At 50.8% G+C, this 16,640-nt stretch carries 8 protein-coding genes; 3 read left to right on the forward strand and 5 right to left on the reverse strand.

Annotated elements, in window-relative coordinates:
* Nucleotides 1-4: 4 nt before the first annotated feature.
* The 3 genes from L6H65_RS03610 to L6H65_RS03620 all read right to left on the reverse strand — a co-directional run bounded on the left by L6H65_RS03610 (nt 5) and on the right by L6H65_RS03620 (nt 6,033).
* A complete protein-coding gene (locus tag L6H65_RS03610) occupies nt 5-4,534 on the reverse strand; it encodes a non-ribosomal peptide synthetase (protein ID WP_236339038.1) in 4,530 nt (1,509 codons plus the stop codon).
* Nucleotides 4,535-4,575: 41 nt separating this feature from the next.
* A complete protein-coding gene (locus L6H65_RS03615; RefSeq protein WP_236339039.1) occupies nt 4,576-4,863 on the reverse strand; it encodes an acyl carrier protein in 288 nt (95 codons plus the stop codon).
* 144 nt (nt 4,864-5,007) lie between these two features.
* Nucleotides 5,008-6,033, reverse strand: coding sequence for a hypothetical protein (locus tag L6H65_RS03620; RefSeq protein WP_236339040.1), 1,026 nt, complete (start codon nt 6,031-6,033; stop codon nt 5,008-5,010).
* A gap of 197 nt (nt 6,034-6,230) precedes the next feature.
* On the opposite strand from L6H65_RS03620, the gene L6H65_RS03625 reads away from it, so the two are divergent.
* From L6H65_RS03625 to L6H65_RS03635, 3 genes are all read left to right on the forward strand, one after another.
* Nucleotides 6,231-7,061, forward strand: a complete 831-nt coding sequence (locus L6H65_RS03625; RefSeq protein ID WP_236339042.1) for a helix-turn-helix transcriptional regulator — start codon at nt 6,231-6,233, stop codon at nt 7,059-7,061.
* Between the two features lie 182 nt (nt 7,062-7,243).
* The gene (gene greA, locus L6H65_RS03630) at nt 7,244-7,726 is read left to right on the forward strand and encodes a transcription elongation factor GreA (RefSeq protein WP_236339044.1); all 483 of its coding nucleotides are present in this window, start codon (nt 7,244-7,246) and stop codon (nt 7,724-7,726) included.
* Nucleotides 7,727-7,821: 95 nt separating this feature from the next.
* Complete coding sequence (locus L6H65_RS03635) at nt 7,822-8,265, forward strand: GNAT family N-acetyltransferase (protein WP_236339046.1); 444 nt, start codon at nt 7,822-7,824, stop codon at nt 8,263-8,265.
* Nucleotides 8,266-8,541: 276 nt separating this feature from the next.
* Here L6H65_RS03635 and L6H65_RS03640 read toward each other — a convergent pair whose 3' ends face one another.
* Together L6H65_RS03640 and L6H65_RS03645 are read right to left on the reverse strand one after the other, a co-directional pair.
* The gene (locus L6H65_RS03640) at nt 8,542-14,070 is read right to left on the reverse strand and encodes a type I polyketide synthase (protein ID WP_236339048.1); all 5,529 of its coding nucleotides are present in this window, start codon (nt 14,068-14,070) and stop codon (nt 8,542-8,544) included.
* A gap of 21 nt (nt 14,071-14,091) precedes the next feature.
* The gene (locus tag L6H65_RS03645) at nt 14,092-16,623 is read right to left on the reverse strand and encodes an NHL repeat-containing protein (RefSeq protein ID WP_236339049.1); all 2,532 of its coding nucleotides are present in this window, start codon (nt 16,621-16,623) and stop codon (nt 14,092-14,094) included.
* Nucleotides 16,624-16,640 lie beyond the last annotated feature (17 nt).

A 16,640-nucleotide genomic window follows, 5' to 3' on the forward strand; every position in this document is an offset into this window, starting at 1 on the left:
TTTTTTAATTCAAGAGCATATCCAAATCGGATAGCGATAAGCCCGCCGTTTCGAAATCCGACGGTGTAAATTGCGGCTCAGTTTCGTTCAAGCAATGACGGATCAGCTCTTGAAGTGATGCTGTCAGGACGTTGACGAATGCAGTGACTGCAGCTTGCTGGAATTGCTCCTGACTGTAAGTGACCGAGAAGGTCAGCTCGCCATCGACAACAGCAGCTACGATATCCAGCAGGACATTCAAGCGATTGTCAGGTCCGATATCGCGACCTGTATCCTCATTGACCAGTTGGAACCAATGATTGTCGAAGCCGTTGTCCAGTCTGCCCAAATAGTTGAAGCGAATCGCTGCTGTATCCATGACCGGCAGGCTGCCGTGGATATAGCGATGAATGCCGTATCCGATACCTTTGTTCGGGATCGCTCTCATTTGCTCCTTCACGGATTTGATCAGCGCCCCGTTATCACCATGCGGAAGCTGCAGACGGAAGGGAAATATGCTCGTGAACCAGCCGACGGTGCGGTTAATGTCAATGCCGTCTATCAGCTCTTCTCTGCCATGTCCCTCAAGCTCCAAATAAACCTCCTCCTGCTTCGTCCTGCTTCTAACCGCCATTGCCAGCGCAGTGACGAGCAGTTCGTTCGCCTCGGTCCGATAGCTGGCATTCGCTCCGGTCAGCAGGGAGGCTGTTTCCTCTGCGCTTAAGGTGGCGCGGACTGTTCTGCAGCTGCTCATCCGGTTATCTCCAGCGGGATTGTCCGCCAGCTGAGATGCCATGCTCCAGTTGAAGCCCTTACTTGTGTTCTCCCAATAATCAAGCTCAGCGCGTCCTGATAGAACTTTTGCTGGATCATTGTGAAGCCCATCAGCCCAGACCTGATAGGAATGCGTTTTGAGTGGAAGCTTTGCCGTCGACCCCAGCTTGATTCCATCCAGCAGCAGTGCAAGATCCTCCAGCATGATCTGCCACGAAACAGCGTCCACCATGAGATGATGTGCCGTCAGCAGCAGCAGCTGATCTCCTGCATAATTTGCCGTGAACAAGCAGGCATGAAGCGGCAAGCCGTTCTCGATATCCAGCGACGATTTGATCGCTTCTCCGCGTTCAACAAGCTGCTGCCTCCATTGCTCGCCCTCATAGGCTGACAAATCTACCGTTTCTACGGGGACGGGTGCATTTAAATGCTCCGCATTATAATAAAGCCGACCGGATGAGCGGTTTAGATTCAAACGCAGCGAATCGTGATGGTTCACGAGCGCCTCCAAAGCGTTCCCGAGCTCATGTGGCGCAATGGCTTGCTTCAATGCAAGCAGTATGGATTGATTCCAATGCTGTTCCATCTCATTTCGCTGAGCGAAGAACCATTCCGTAATCGGTGTCGGCAGCACCTCGCCCGCAGCGGCATGCTGATCGGCCTGCAATCGGTCATTGTCGGTTTGAACCGCTGCGGCAAGCTCCTCCAGAACAGGGATGGACAGGATGTCCTTCACCCTGACTTTAAGACCCAATCCGCTAAGCTTCGCCGCTACTTGTATCGCTTTGATCGAGTCCCCGCCAAGCTGATAGAAATTGTGATGCCGTCCGATCCGCTCTATGCGCAATACCTCGCGCAGCGTTTCGAACACATGCCTCTCTGTCTCATTCTCATAATTGATCTCTATCTCGCCAGCCGTACCGGCTTCAAGCGGAATATCGGGCAGCGCTGCCCGATTCACCTTGCCGTTAGGCGTCAATGGAATCTCTTCAATTCTTATAAAATACGACGGGACCATATACCCCGGCATTGTCTGAAGCATATCTCTGCGCAGCTCATTCTCATCAATGTCCTCGTCGGCCAAATAATAGGCGCAGAGATAGACATCGCCCTGGGGTCTCGCCCGATCGATAACGACCGCCTCTCTTATGGCGTCTCGTTTCGTCAGATGGCTCTCGATCTCGCCTAGTTCAATCCGATAGCCTCTGATCTTCACTTGTGTATCGATCCTGCCGAAATAATCGATGATCCCGTCCGCCCGATAACGGACCAGATCACCTGTTCTGTACATTCGCTTCCCTGACAGGAACGGATTGTCCACGAAACGCTCCGCTGTCAAAGCTGCTCGATTGAGGTAGCCCCTTGCCACCCCATCTCCTGAAATAAACAGCTCGCCAACCGTTTCAGCCGGCAACAGCTGATGACCCTCATCGAGCACATACAGCTGCACATTGTCGGCCGGACGACCGATAGGGACGGATGCCCCCAGATCCAGCTCGATGTCGAAACGGTGAATCATACAGCCGACAACCGTTTCTGTCGGGCCATATTCATTGTACATATCGATCTGTCCGCCAAAGCTTGCATGAATCTCTCTGGCGAGACTGGTCTTGAAGTCCTCGCCGCCAACGATAAACCGGCGCACCGAGCTGCCCGTCAGATCGAGATCCTTGATGAGCGATAAATGGGATGGCGTCAGCTTGATAATCTGAGTCGCATTCTCGCGCAGGATCCGGTACAGCACGAATTCCGACCCGTCATCGGAGTAGATGTGGATCGGATTGCCGTTAATAAGCGGCGTAAATATCGAGGTCACTGTCAGATCGAATGAGATCGAAGAATACAGTGCGAATGCTTCCGTATCCTCGCGAATATACATTTGCTTCGCCCACCAAATATAGTTGACAAGGCCCTGATGCTCGATCATGACCCCTTTCGGATTTCCAGTCGAGCCCGATGTGTAGATGATATACGCTAGATCCTTCGGTCCACTGACCGGCTCAGGATTTCCCCAATCCCCTTCATATATGGCATGGCTGCGAAGATCGATGGCATCGCCGTCGTATGATCGCAATGCATCGATATCTACATTCCTCAGAAGCACGCTTGCCCCGGAATCATTCAGCAAGTAATGAATGCGCTCCTCCGGATAATCCGGATCAATCGGGACGTACGCCCCTCCAGCCTTGAGCACGGCAAGAATCCCGATCACAACCTCCTGCGAGTGCGTAGCCATAATAGCGACCATGCTATCGCGAACAATTCCCCTATCCCTCAGCACATGGGCCAGCGCGTTCGCCTTCCGGTTCAACTCTCCATAGGACATCGACTGGTCGTTCCAACGCAGTGCAGGACGATCAGGATTACGGGCTGCTTGCTCCTCGAAGAGCTGCTGGACCGACTGTTCATGCGGATACCCAGCACTTGTGTCGTTCCATTCCGACAGCAGCTTCGCCTTCTCTTCGCCATCGACGATTTCCAGCTCGCCGATTCGCTGCCCCGGATTCGTCAAAATTTGTTGCAGCAGAATCCGCATGCGATTCCACATAAGCGTAATCTCAGCCTCCGAATAGAGGCTTTCCTTGTAATCGAATTCGATGTTCAAGGAACCGTCCGCAAGCCAGTCCTTAATGACAATCTGCAACGAATAAAGCTGATTGCCGCTGTAAAGCTCAGTCGTTTCAACGGCGTCGCCGTTAACCTCTGTAGGCATTCTGGTGTTATAGTAGTTGACGCTCAAATCAAACAGATTGTCATGCCCCAACTGCTTCAATCCGATATCCTTCATCAGCAGCTCGTAGGGATACTTCTGATGGAAATAGCATTTCATCAGATCTTCATTGACGGTCTCCATCCAATCGAGAATGGCGGCTTCATCGTTCACAATCGTGCGGAAAGGCATTGTAGAGGTGAACATTCCGAACATCTCTTTCTCTTTCCTGCCCGATCGGTTAAGAACCGGCGTTCCAAGCACGATATCGCTGCGCTGCGTTATTTTGCGGGTATATAACGCTGACAGCATGACGAAAAAGGTGTTTAACGAACAGCTCTGCGCTTTGACCAACTGTCGAATTGCAGAGCTGGTTTGCGGATCGATAAGAAAGTTCGCTCTCTTGCCTGCCGTTTCAAGCGAGCTGCGGACCGCGAATTGCTCCGGCAACTGCTTAAACTTGTCGTTCCAGAACGATTGGTTTTTCACAAAACGGCTTGAGCTCAAGTAGGCTTGCTCGGACGCGATATAGTCCAAATACGATTCCTTCCCGCTGCTGGCGATCTCCTCACCTTTTGCAAGCGAAGCATACATCTCCCAAATTCTGTTTATCATCGTGCAAATGGACCAGCCATCTGAAATTAAATGATGGTAGATGAATAAGAAGCCCGCATGATCCTTATCCGTTCGAATGATTGCGTAATTGAATAAATACTCATGCTCAAGCTCGAATGTTTTGTGCAAACGTTTGTACAGCCAGCTGTCATAAGCCGCTTGCGGGTCCCCCTCAATGCTGAAATCTATCCGGTCGATTTGAAAGGGCTCATAAGGGTGAATATATTGCTGTACGACCTGCTCTCTCTCTATAAAGCGCAATCTGGTACAATCATTCTGCCTGACAAATGTCCCAATAGCCTGCTCCAGCGCATTAATATCGATATCTCCCTGCTTCAGCGATTGTGCTGACAGGTGATGCAATGATGTATCTGGATAAATCTTCTCAACAAGCCACACTCTCTGCTGAGGGTGAGTTAATTGATAAGCCTCAATGGCCGTCTGATTTCCGAACATGATCGTCTCCCTCCAATAATGAAAACGTTTGCGCAATGACATTATGAGAAGGGATGTGCTGTGCTGGCGTAGAGCTCCTCAACAATTCTGTCTACCAGATCACCGATGGAATCAAAGCCATTCAGCCACAGCTCATTGTCTCTGAAATAAATGTCGTACCGATGCTCAATTTCTACGATCAATTGAATGAAAATTTTTGAGGTCATGCCAAAATCAAGCATTCTATCCGTCAAAGTCAGAAGATGCTTTAATTCAGGCTTTCTTGTCAGATCTGAAATTTTTTCACTAACAAAATTCGTCACGTTAGTCTGCGTAACGACTAAATTCATAACTTCCCTCCTTCCTGTCCGATTCGCAATCTATCAATTCTTTAAGTAGTCCCCCCAAATAACCGCAGTTGATAATGCAGTTTGTACTATCAATAATAAGTTTATATAAAATATAAAAACAATGTCTTATTACTCATTTTTTATTTAGATATTAAGTTGTTCACGTATTTTCATTGCATCAAGCAACCGATTAAGCTGTTCAGACTCATCTTGCCTGATCTTCTCCAGATTCTGGATGATCGATTGAAGAAATGATTTATTTTTGGAATAGTAGTACTTAATAAGTGTGTCTCTTGTCAGACGGCTTTCCTTTTCAATGCGAATAAACGAATCTTGCAGCTCCGTTAAATCCCCCCTTAAATAACCTTTCTCGGCCATATACTTCACTCTGAGCGCCATGCAATTTTTATGCTCCCATAATAAATGAAGCAATCGGATGTCGATATATTCATCATCCTTTATCAAATGCTCATGATAAGCCGCCAGAACAGGATACGTATTCATCCCAAAAACCAAATCTCGCTCCGGCTCTGCCAAACCAGCAAATTTGCGGGCCGTATTGCGCGATAGCAAATAATCCTCAATGCCTTCCGCAACAAGCGCAGGGTTAAATGAATACGCCCCTTCCTTGTTAAATTCATAGAGATAGATTTGATGACAATCGTTCTCAATATGATCCAAGCTTGCGTAAGCCGTTTCAAAATCGGCAAAAGATACCGTTGATTTGTCAAACACATTTTCATTCGTATACCCGATAATGGAGAAGCTCTTTTGCTCCGTGTCGAAGCCATGGATCAGCACATCATGTGTCATATGGTAGTTTTGATAGGCGCTGCGGCTAGGCACGTAGTATTCATCGAGATTCAAATAGAGATAGACTCCTTTAGACAGGCAGTTTATCGCAAAATCTGTCAGTGAGGTTCGAAGCAGGGGAAATATCGACCGGTCCAATCGGTTCACCTTTAACCAAGGGTTGAGTGAATAATCAAATTCGTAAAATTTAAAAGGGACTGGCGCAGTCAAAAAATTCTCATGAATGCAGGTTTGAATGTAATTCGTAAATACCCATCCCCAGCTCCTGTCGTCTGTTGTAATAATAGAGAGCGGGTAAGCCGAGAATTGATAGCATTTATTAATCGGTATTTGTATCGGAAGATCTTTTTTCATCATTTCATGCTCCTTTATAAAAGATTGACCCCAATACCAAGTAATTCAATTGTATTTATACTTCCTTCCATGTCGCAATACCTGTTTTCTAATATTATTACGAAATATTAAGTTTATTTTACATTCTTGACTACGCCACTGTAAGAATATACGATGGGTCTCAAAGAATAGAATAGGAATGATAGCGGGGGATATAAAAAATGTTCAATGCGCATCTGACTGATTTTTTGCCGGTTCGATTGGTCCATCGTTGCCATCCAGAACAGCATGAATGGTTGACGGAAAGCTACGAGCTGCTTCTGTGGAATGGAAATGCCCATTCCAGCTCGTTTGCGATTTCGGGGGCGCATTTTTCATCCTCCCTCCCTAGCATTATGCTCGTCCATCCGCAACAGCGCATTGTCTACAGCGGCAGCTTGAACGCAGTCCGAGTATTGACGTTCAACTCCATATTTCTGGATGCGTTTTTTGCTGAGCATCGTACAACCAGTGCTGTCATTATGCCGCTGCTCTCCTCTATTGCAAAATATGCGGATACGATATGGGATACGCCGCTTTCCGGACAGGACATTGCTGAAGAAATGCGGATGTCTCGACATTTGTATACACTGCTTACAGAATTATTTATCAATTGGGATGAGAATGCCCATGTGAACGATTCCAGCCCGTCGGACCTGAAGTACCACAGCGGTCGAATGATCGTATATGCGACGCGTTATATCAAAAAGAACATCAGCAATGCTGATCTATCACTCGAAGAGATCGCGCATGTAATCGGCTATCATCCCAACTATTTCTGTCAGGAGTTCAAACGGATTATGAATATATCTCCATTCAAATTCGTAGCCCGCGTACGCATTGATATCGCGCTGCACCTTCTTCGCACAACAGATGAATCGATGCAATCGATTTGCAAAAAGACAGGCATCAAAAAGCCGGCCAGCCTAAGTGCAATTATCAAAAAGCAAGTCGGAATGCCGCCTCTCCAATATCGCAGAACCTACAAGCTAAGACAACTTTTCCCCGAATAATTGATTGCAAGGATTTCTGCCCTGGATGCTTACTCCGTGCAGAGGACCGAAATTATAGAAGACAATGGCAAGCGCTTGAAGACAAACCACCCTTATATGCGGTATGCTTACACTCTGTTATCGTGTAGAATTGAATAATGTGCACATAATAAAAATGGTAAATTAAATTAGGAGTTGTAGCGATGTCGCAAAATGAAATTATTTTAACCCGTGAGGGATTGGCTAAGTTAGAGGCGGAACTGGAAGACCTGAAGATCGTCAAGCGCAGAGAAATCGCAGATCGAATCAAATTGGCGCTCAGCTACGGCGATTTGAAGGAAAATAGCGAATATCATTCCGCCAAGAATGATCAGGCTTTTATGGAGACCAGAATACTGATCGTAGAGAAGATGCTTCGCAAAGCTAAAGTTGCTGAAACGGATGACATCGATATGAGCAAGGTGTTCGTCGGCTCTGTCGTCAAGCTGCATGATCTGGAATTCGCTGAGACTATCGAGTATATGCTCGTTGGACCGTCTGAAGCAGATGTTTTCGACAACAAAATATCTTACGAAAGTCCTCTCGGCAGCTCGCTTGTAGGCAAATCAGTTGGTGATATCATTAGCGTTGCCGCACCTGATGGCGTAATTAAGTATGAATTGCTTGAAATTAAAGCCCAGCCATAAGGATGGACGAGATGGACCTGCACGTCAACGGCAGGCCCGCACCTAACATCTGCGATTATCTTCCCTATCATAGTTAATTGGCGGTGCGTCTAGCGATGGAATTATCGAAACGTAAAGCTGCAGAAGCAGACTTGCAGCATCTCGCTCTGATGAATCAAAATTTGATCCGGGATGAAGGCAGCCGCAATCCAATGTCAATCGAGCAGCTTCAGGACAGAATGGCTGAATGGATGGCCGGTGAATGGGAGATCGAGATCGTACAAACGGCTGATGCAATTATCGGATATGCTGTTTATCAGACTAGAACAGATGACCTGCATCCTCATGAATCCTATATTCATCTAAGACAGTTTTATATTGGGAGAGAGTATCGCAGCAATGGTTATGGTGCCAAGGCATTACACCTCCTTCTCAACCACTCTTTTCCTCTCGGGGCCAAAGTGACGATTGATGTGTTGGCATCGAACCCTCGCGGCTATCAATTCTGGAGCAAGGTTGGATTCGAGCCCGATTATACACATATGAAGCTAACCACATAAATGTGGTCGAGATCGACCGTCGTCATGATGTGATACACCATGCGCTAGTAGCTGCACGAAGTCAGTCCCAAAAGATGCCTCCGAAACCACTATAAAAAGTGGGGCTGGAAGCATCTTTTTTCATCCGAAAGGGTATACCCGAGTGATGCATTCCCATAAAATGCACGAAAGAACCTCCATACCACTATAAAAGTGGAGCTGAAGGTTCTTCCGTTATTTATACTTTGTCAGCTCTTCTTGTCAGAACTAGCAAATGCTCGTGCGGCAGTCATCATATTAAATTGGCTGCAGCTCATGCATTAGCTGTTCCTCGAATTGCTGTGTGATCATCTTGGCGAGTGCCGCAATGGAATAGCCGCTAAGCAAATCGCCCACCATCGGCGCATTGCCGAACTCATTTTGCATGCGAATGCGCAGCTTGATGGCCATCATGGAATCCAGCCCGATTTCGGGCAACGTTTTTGTCGTATCTAGCGATTCACTGTCGAAATGGAGAAGCTCCGCCACAAGCGCCGCGAATTGCTTCAGGATGAATGGGCCTCGCTCCGACGCGTCCAACGCTTTAATGGCATCAACACTGCTCGTTTCGTCTGTCCCATCCCCCTGCTGTCCAGCCTGCTTATCCAGCACATTAAGGAGCGCTACACCGGGATACAGCTTTCTAACAGAACGCCATTCCGCAGACAATACAGCAACTTGCGCACAATTCTGACCGATCAGATGCTCCAGAAGCCGCATGCCTTCTCCTGCCTTTATGCAATCAATGCCGTTCTCTTGAAAGTGAGCGGCCAAATTAAGCTTCTCTACCATCCCTACCAACCATGGACCCCAATTAATGCTTAATGCCGGAAGTCCCTGCTCCAAGCGATAAGCGGCGAGCGCATCCATGAAAGCATTGCCAGCCGCGTAATTCCCTTGTCCAGCTGGCGGCAGGATGGATGCCAAGGAGGAGAAAAGAATAAAAAATTCAAGCGGCTGACCACTCGTTGCAAGATGAAGATTCCAAGCTCCCTTAACTTTGGGCTCATAGGCGGCATCGAACATTTCCTCTGTCATCTGCTCAAGAAGAACATCCTTGACTGTTCCTGCACTATGCACAACGCCACAGATCGCAGGCAACCCATTACGCTCATATTCTGCCATGAAAGCTCTAAGCGCTGCGCCATCTGTTATATCCAGACTGACAATTTGGACATGTACACCGGCTGCTTCCAATTCAAGCACATAGTCTATTCGAGCTGCTTCACTGCTGCCGGACGCAGCATTTCTCCATTCGCTTCGCTCAGGCAGCTGGCTGCGGCCAAGAAGCAAGAGCCTTCTTGCGCCCCGTTTCACGAGCAGTCTTCCCACCTCTTGTCCGATCGCTCCAAAAGCTCCAGTTATGAGGTAAGCGCCATCCTCCCGACAGCGCATTGGCAAGGAAAGGCCGGGAATTTGCGCCGCATGATTCATCCGCAGCAAATATCGCTGATGTCCACGATACGCAATTTGATCCTCGATCCCCGCATCCTCGCTCACAAGCTCATGGATGAGCAGCCCAGCTGATTCCGCCTCTGACGACGCAGGATCAAGATCCACTATGCCGCCCCATTGCTCGCGAAGCTCTTGCTGGCCCAGCGTCCGTCCCAATCCCCAGGCAGCGGCTTGAAATACGGAGAGGGGGTGATCGGGCAACTTGCCAGCATCCTTGTCAATCGATTGTGCGCCGCGTGTTACGAGCCATATGCGCACGTCCGCACGGCTTTTGGCGGCGCTTTGCGCCGCATACAGCAGCGAGTGCCCGCTTATTGCCTTCACCTGCGACCAGGGCTCGCTTCCCTCTATCTCTGCCATCTGCCCTGCAGTCGGCAGATCAAGATTCCAGCAATGTACGATTCCCCGCAACCGGCCCCCATACGCCAGCAGCGCATCCTTTATGAGCTGGTCGTAATGCTCCCGATTCGTTGGATTTATCTTATTGTCCACGGAGCCGAATGCCGGTGTGAACGAATACGCTTCGTCAGAGGAAGCTTTGACAATGACAGCGTCGAAGTCCTGATTATGCAGAAGCGAGGCAGCAGTAGCGGCAAAATCCCCTTCATCCCCGAGGAACAGCCATGCATCCCGCCTCGTAACCCGCTTCGCTGGTGCAAGCATTTTCGAATCAGGCTGCCATTGCAATTCATAGAACCAACGTTTGAGCTGCGTGCTGCTAATTTTACCGACACCTGCATCAAGCGCTTGTTTGACAAAATCAAGAAACTCAGCCACCAGGCGGCCTTGTTCGTCATAAATGTGCAAATCGCCCTTCGTTATCATGCTGTTTCGTTCACTCAATCGGCTATGTGCCCACAATCGGCCCTCTGCCTTGCGGTGAAAGCGTATTTGGCCAATCCGCACCGGAATGCGGAATTCAAGTCTGGATTCCTTAGGCGTCTCGCCCTCCAACGGGAATTCAGCGGCCAGCAGCGCCTGGAAGCAGGCATCCATCAATCGCGGATGGAAGCCATAGCCCTCTGCATCGTTATGATCGATGTTCATTTCGATTTCAACCCAAGCCTCGTCAATACCTACATTTGCTCCAATGATTCCTTGGAAGCAAGGTCCGTAGTCGAAGCCCATGTTGTTCAAAATGCGATAAGCTTTTTCCCTGTCTATGTAATAGGGAGTCGCCAGCAGCTCCTGCTCCAGATCAGCTATCGAAGCCATGCTCCTCTGCTGCAGCTGTCTGACGCGACCCGATGCATGCAGCGTGAACGGACTGTTCGGCGCATCCGAAGCTCCATAAATTTGGAAGGTGCCATTCTCTACATCGAGGTAATGCTGGGTCAGCAGAACTGACGAGGGCTGCGATAAAGTCAAGCTTCTATGCAGCTCCAATTGTTCCAGCACATAGCTGCCCTTGCCGAGCGTATGCTGCAGAGCGCCCATAATGGCTTCGATATAGCCTGCTGCCGGGAACACAATCTGATCGAGCACCCGATGATCCTGCAAATAAGGGAAACGCTCCAGCGACACCTCGCCCTCCCAGCCCGTCGCTGCGCCGAGCAGCGGTCGTCCTAGCAAGGGATGATCGCGATGGCCAAGTCGAATGAGACGAATAACATCCGGCTCATGCCAATACATGCCCGAATGCCACGGATACCGCGGCAGCTTCACACGTTGACCTTGCGGATACAATGCCATCCAGTCCGGCTCAATTCCCCATGTATAGAGCTCAGCCAAAGCATGCATCATCGCAGCATGCTCATCCTCCTTGCGGCGAATCGAGGCGATTGCAAGCGCGCTGCGCTCCCCAAAGCATTCTGTCAAAGAGCCGGATAACACAGGATGCGCGCCGATTTCCAGAAAAGCAGAATAGCCGAGACCAACAAGCTTCTCGATGACTGGAGCGAAACGAACGGTTTCCCTTACATTCAGCCACCAATAATAGGAATCCGTTGCTGCTCCTTCTACCTCATCCGCCGTCACGGTGGAGTAAAGTGGAATCGAATTCGCGCGTGCAGGAACATGCTGCAAGCTCGTAATTAATTCGTCCTTGATTGCGTCCATATAATGACTGTGGAATGGCGACTGCACCTTAAGCTTGCGGCAAAATATGGACTGCTCACCCGCTAATCGCAGCACATGCTCCAACGCGTCCGAATCACCCGCCAATGTGACAGAGGACGGACTATTAATCGCGGCAATATCAACCTTATTCTTCACTTCTTCCAGCAAGACTGCCGCTTCAGCTTCCGTCGCGCCAACAGCTGCCATACCGCCAATTCCGCTAAGACGCTGAAGCAGGCGGCTGCGATTGTATATAATGACCAGCGCGTCCTCCAGCGTATAAACCCCTGCCTCATAAAATGCGGCAACCTCTCCCGCGCTATGACCGACGATGGCGTCAGGAATAATTCCCCATGAGCGCCAGAGGCCGGCAAGTGATACCTGCAGCGCGAAGCTGAGCGGCATTGCAACCTCTGTCTCATCCATACGGCTTTCCGCTTCATCCTTGCCCAATTCAGCCAGCATGGACCATCCGGATAGCACAGAGAACAAGCGATCGCAGCGAGCCATTATTTCGTAGAAAACCGGCTCCTGATCCAGCAGCTGCCGTCCCATACCATACCATTGCGGGCCCATGCCCGAGAACGTCCAGACAAGCTTGGGCGCTTCGCCAGAAGCTCTCTTTCCTGCAATAATGCCTTTGCCACCCTGCCCCGATACCGATAGATCCAACAGCTTCTTCAGATCATCCCCATTCTGAAAAACGAATGCCTGACGATGCTGATGATGCTCGCGGCGAACACCTGCGCTCCAGCAAATATCCGTCAGGTGTCTGTGATCAGACGCCGATTCAACGGATGCAGCCTCAGCCTCTTGAAGCAGAAGCTGCCTGTAGGACGCGCTCAGAGCGGCCAGCCCTTCCGGCTTCCGCGCCGACAGGGGCAGAAGATATGAGCGTCCCGCTGCAGATTGTTCGAATTGGCTCGGCGTTTGATTGCCTATACCGACTCCCTCACGGACGATAACATGAGCATTCGTTCCACCGAAGCCGAACGAGTTAACAGCTGCAATAGCTGGTCCTTCATGCTGGGGCCACGGTTCAAGCTCCAGAGGCACTCGTATGTTCCATTCCTCAAACGGAATCGCCGGATTCGGATGATTGAAATGCAAATTCGGAGGAATTTGCTTATGCTTCAAACATAGCACCGTCTTGATCAAACCGGCGATACCAGCAGCAGATTCCGTGTGGCCGATGTTCGTCTTGCAGGAGCCGATAATGAGCTTCCCATCTCCAGGGCGCTCGTCACTGTAGGCTGCAGATATCGCCCTGGCTTCGATGGGATCGCCGACAGGCGTGCCTGTACCGTGGGCTTCGACATATTGGACGGCGGAAGGCTGCAAGCCGGCCTTGCGCAGCGTCTCTCGAATCAGGCGCTCCTGCGCATCTGTGCTCGGAACAGTAATGCCCACAGTATGGCCATCCTGATTCACGCTGCTGGCCATAATAACGGCTTGAATCTCATCGCCGTCTGCGACAGCGTCAGCGTACCGTTTCAACACAACCAGCCCGACGCCTTCGCCCCGAACATAGCCGTTAGCCGAGGCGTCGAAGGTTTTGCATCGTCCATCAGGCGACAGAAATCCGCCCCTGCTCTCCACCAATGTATATTGCGGGGTGAAAATAAGGACGACACCGCCCGCTACTGCAAGCTTGCTCTCGCCCCTCCGCAAGCTCTCACAAGCGAGGTGCAGCGAAACGAGTGAAGACGAGCAAGCCGTGTCAATCGTCATCGATGGACCTTGAAAATCATAGATGTACGAAATCCGGTTCGAAATCATCGTCGTCATGCTGCTGGCTGCGGTATATGGACCGGCATCGCGCTGGAAGGGATCGCCGAATTGAAGCGCATGATAATCCAGCGCAAAAGCGCCGACAAACACGCCAACCTCTTGACCCCGCAGCTTATCTGGCTGCAGTCCTCCATCCTCCAGCGCTTCCCATGTGACCTCCAGCAGATGTCTCTGCTGAGGGTCCATATGATGCGCTTCGTGAGGGGATATGCCGAAGAACTCCGGATCGAAGCGGTCAATTCCGTCAATAAATCCACCGTGCTTCGTCACCATTTTACCCGGCTTATCACGATCGGGATGATAGAAATCGGTCTTGTTCCAGCGCTCGGGAGGAACCTCGACGATAGCATCCTTGCCGCTTCTGAGCAGCTCCCAGAAGTCGTCTGGTCCCTTCACTCCTCCGGGAAAGCGGCAGCCCATCCCGATAATCGCGATGGCCTCCCCATCCGATAGCGCAGGCCTAAGTGGTTCATTCTTTGACATGCGTTCGAACCTTCCTTTCTTCTATGTAGTCGTAGGTGCCCACACTCGAATGACAGGACTCCAGTCGCCTCCGGCTCCTTGCAGCAGGCTGTAATCCAGCGCATAAATGTTGCGCCATGAATCGACTGCGATCTTCGCTGCATTCACGCCCGGAGATGTTGACAGGAGCGTCCCGCTGGAATTATAAATATCCAGCTGATATTGGCTGGCCGCTGCGCCGTTTCCTTGATAAGACAGCACGTATATATTGCCGTCCCCATCGATGTCCATATCCAAATAATTAACGCTTGAATCCCGCCGCAGCTGCAAGAATGGCGACGAGGCAAAATAGAGGACGCTATTGCCGAACACATCAAACGCCTGCAGCCTCTTATTGCCGTCCTCCAGCACAAGAATGAAGCCATCCGGCGTGACCGCGGCGGCAACAGGACGCTGAAGCAGACCGGCCCGCGTGCCCGTTCCGCCAACGGAAGAAGGCACTGGAGCAGCAGCAGCATCGACTGGAATGTCGCTGAGCTGCACAATTTGCAGCATGTTGGCCGAAGCGCTGACAGCAGCGGCAAAGCCCGCCGGATGCACAACAAGGTCATCAACCGCATTCAAGGTCAAATACCCTCGGCTCTGCCCCGTCGGAAATTGGAAGGGTCCAGCATCCCCCAAAGCAATATCACGCAATGCATTGGGCTTGCTGCGTGTATCGAAGAACAGATTATTCGACTCCCCGCTTCCGCTTGCTATCGTTGTCATCGTATTGAATCCGCAGGAAGCAGGCTTCAATGATGCCTCAACAGAGGCCGACACCGAAATCGCCTGCAAGCGGTACATTTGCTGACCGTTGGAAGTTCCGCCGCCACATGGGACAGCTTGAATGCCAGAGGCTCTCCAGCCGTATACGAGTGTGGCAGCAGCGGCGTTATAGGATACCCCTGTCAATTGACAGAGATGGGTTCCGACATTGCTGCAATCCAGATTCGCCACCGTTGACTTGTCAGTTGTGGACGCTGGCTTCCAGCTATATCCGGCTGTACTGTCATAGGACAAATCCATTATCGCTTGGTAAACAGTCTTCGGACTGAGAGCCGACTCTTGAATTGCGATCTCTAGCAGAGATGACGCCACTCCTGCCGCCTCACCCGCTCCGACGACAACGCCCGCTGAATTATAAAGGGACACTTGAGCGGATACAGCCGCATCGCGCGGCACATCAGCAAAGCTGGCAGATAGCGAATCATCCGTCCAAATGCCGTTCATTGCTCCCTCTGCCGTCTTCGTCGTTCCATTCATCTCCCATTGGATGACATAACGCGACGCTGTCAGCGGCCATGCGCCATGGGCGGGATCAGGCCGAACTACTACGCTCGACGACGTAATCATATCCAGCGTATACAGCTGTGTAAACGTGGCAGGAACAGAGAGTGTCTCCACAATCCCGCTTACGACGCCTGTTTGCAGAGAGGACAACAGCCCAGCCAGCGGCCAGTTGAGACCTTGCGCAGCGGCAACCAATTCAGCGTCTTCATACTCGCTGCGAAGCTTGGACAGCAGCTTCGGCAGCGAGCCGCCGAACAGGAGCGAGCCGATCGAGCCGCTAAGCAGTCCGAGTGCAGCCTCGGTTGAGACCGCTGAAGACAGGCTTCCCGCTGCTTTCATAATTTCAGTAATAATATCAGAATTTGCAAGCAGTCCGTTGTACCAATCAGGCGTTGTGTAGCCGCCCGCGCTCTTCATGATCCAAGGCACTGCATAGCCTAGAATGCCAGATACCATCAATGGCAGCGGGTTCACAATTCCGTCCCAGCCAAGCGCCCCCAAGGTGCCGAAGGTTAACTGAATAGCAGCGGTCCCCTGTGGAGCTGAACATGTGAGCACTGCCTGCTGGACATCCATGGGGATGCCTTCAATCGTCAGGGTCGGCGGAACAAGGCCAAGAAACTTCATTGCCGCTGTCTCGAATGGCGATCCTTTTGGAAGTCTTGAAGTCCAATTCGCAGGTGCTATAGGCGTCCCGGAACGATCCAGAAACTCAGCATACACACTGTAAAAAGCCGGGTACACATTAGCTGCCGTAAGCTGAAACTGCAGTGTGGACGGGTCCCCGCTAACAGTCCCAAATGCAATACCGAATTGCGGCTGAAAGCCATTCGCTGTCCATGCATACGGCGCAATCGCGGGAAGAACCGGCTCATAAGAGCCGGCTGTGCCCTGCTGAACAGTCCACAGCTCGTTCTGCAGACTGCTGTCCCCTTTAACTGCGATTAGCGTATCTTGAATAATAGGACCAGCAGCCGTAGCCGTTGCTGCCGAAATATTATATTGGTACACGGGCGTTTCCCCCAGCTTGCCAATACTGACAACAGTGGCCCACCCGCCCTGAGGCGTAGCGGCTCCCTGCTTGCTGATGGCTGTCCCAAGATTGTACAGCTCATTCGTCTGGCTGTTGATATGCGCGGTCACCGATGCTTGAATCGCCGGAACAGGCGAGGACAGCTCGGGATGCGCACCGGCTAGTTGAAGCGCATAGTCCATTGGCGATAATCCGGCCTGACTTGTCATTACATAACCTCCTGTTC

The sequence above is a fragment of the Paenibacillus plantiphilus genome, assembly GCF_927798095.1.
In the GTDB taxonomy this organism is placed as follows: Bacteria; Bacillota; Bacilli; order Paenibacillales; family Paenibacillaceae; genus Paenibacillus_Z; species Paenibacillus_Z plantiphilus.

Excerpts from the sequence above, each read along its gene's own strand:
- L6H65_RS03610 (WP_236339038.1), bottom strand. The coding sequence starts at position 4,534 with ATGTTCGGAAATCAGACGGCCATTGAGGCTTATCAATTAACTCACCCT.
- L6H65_RS03615 (WP_236339039.1), bottom strand. The coding sequence starts at position 4,863 with ATGAATTTAGTCGTTACGCAGACTAACGTGACGAATTTTGTTAGTGAA.
- L6H65_RS03620 (WP_236339040.1), bottom strand. The coding sequence starts at position 6,033 with ATGATGAAAAAAGATCTTCCGATACAAATACCGATTAATAAATGCTAT.
- L6H65_RS03625 (WP_236339042.1), top strand. The coding sequence starts at position 6,231 with ATGTTCAATGCGCATCTGACTGATTTTTTGCCGGTTCGATTGGTCCAT.
- greA (WP_236339044.1), top strand. The coding sequence starts at position 7,244 with ATGTCGCAAAATGAAATTATTTTAACCCGTGAGGGATTGGCTAAGTTA.
- L6H65_RS03635 (WP_236339046.1), top strand. The coding sequence starts at position 7,822 with ATGGAATTATCGAAACGTAAAGCTGCAGAAGCAGACTTGCAGCATCTC.
- L6H65_RS03640 (WP_236339048.1), bottom strand. The coding sequence starts at position 14,070 with ATGTCAAAGAATGAACCACTTAGGCCTGCGCTATCGGATGGGGAGGCC.
- L6H65_RS03645 (WP_236339049.1), bottom strand. The coding sequence starts at position 16,623 with ATGACAAGTCAGGCCGGATTATCGCCAATGGACTATGCGCTTCAACTA.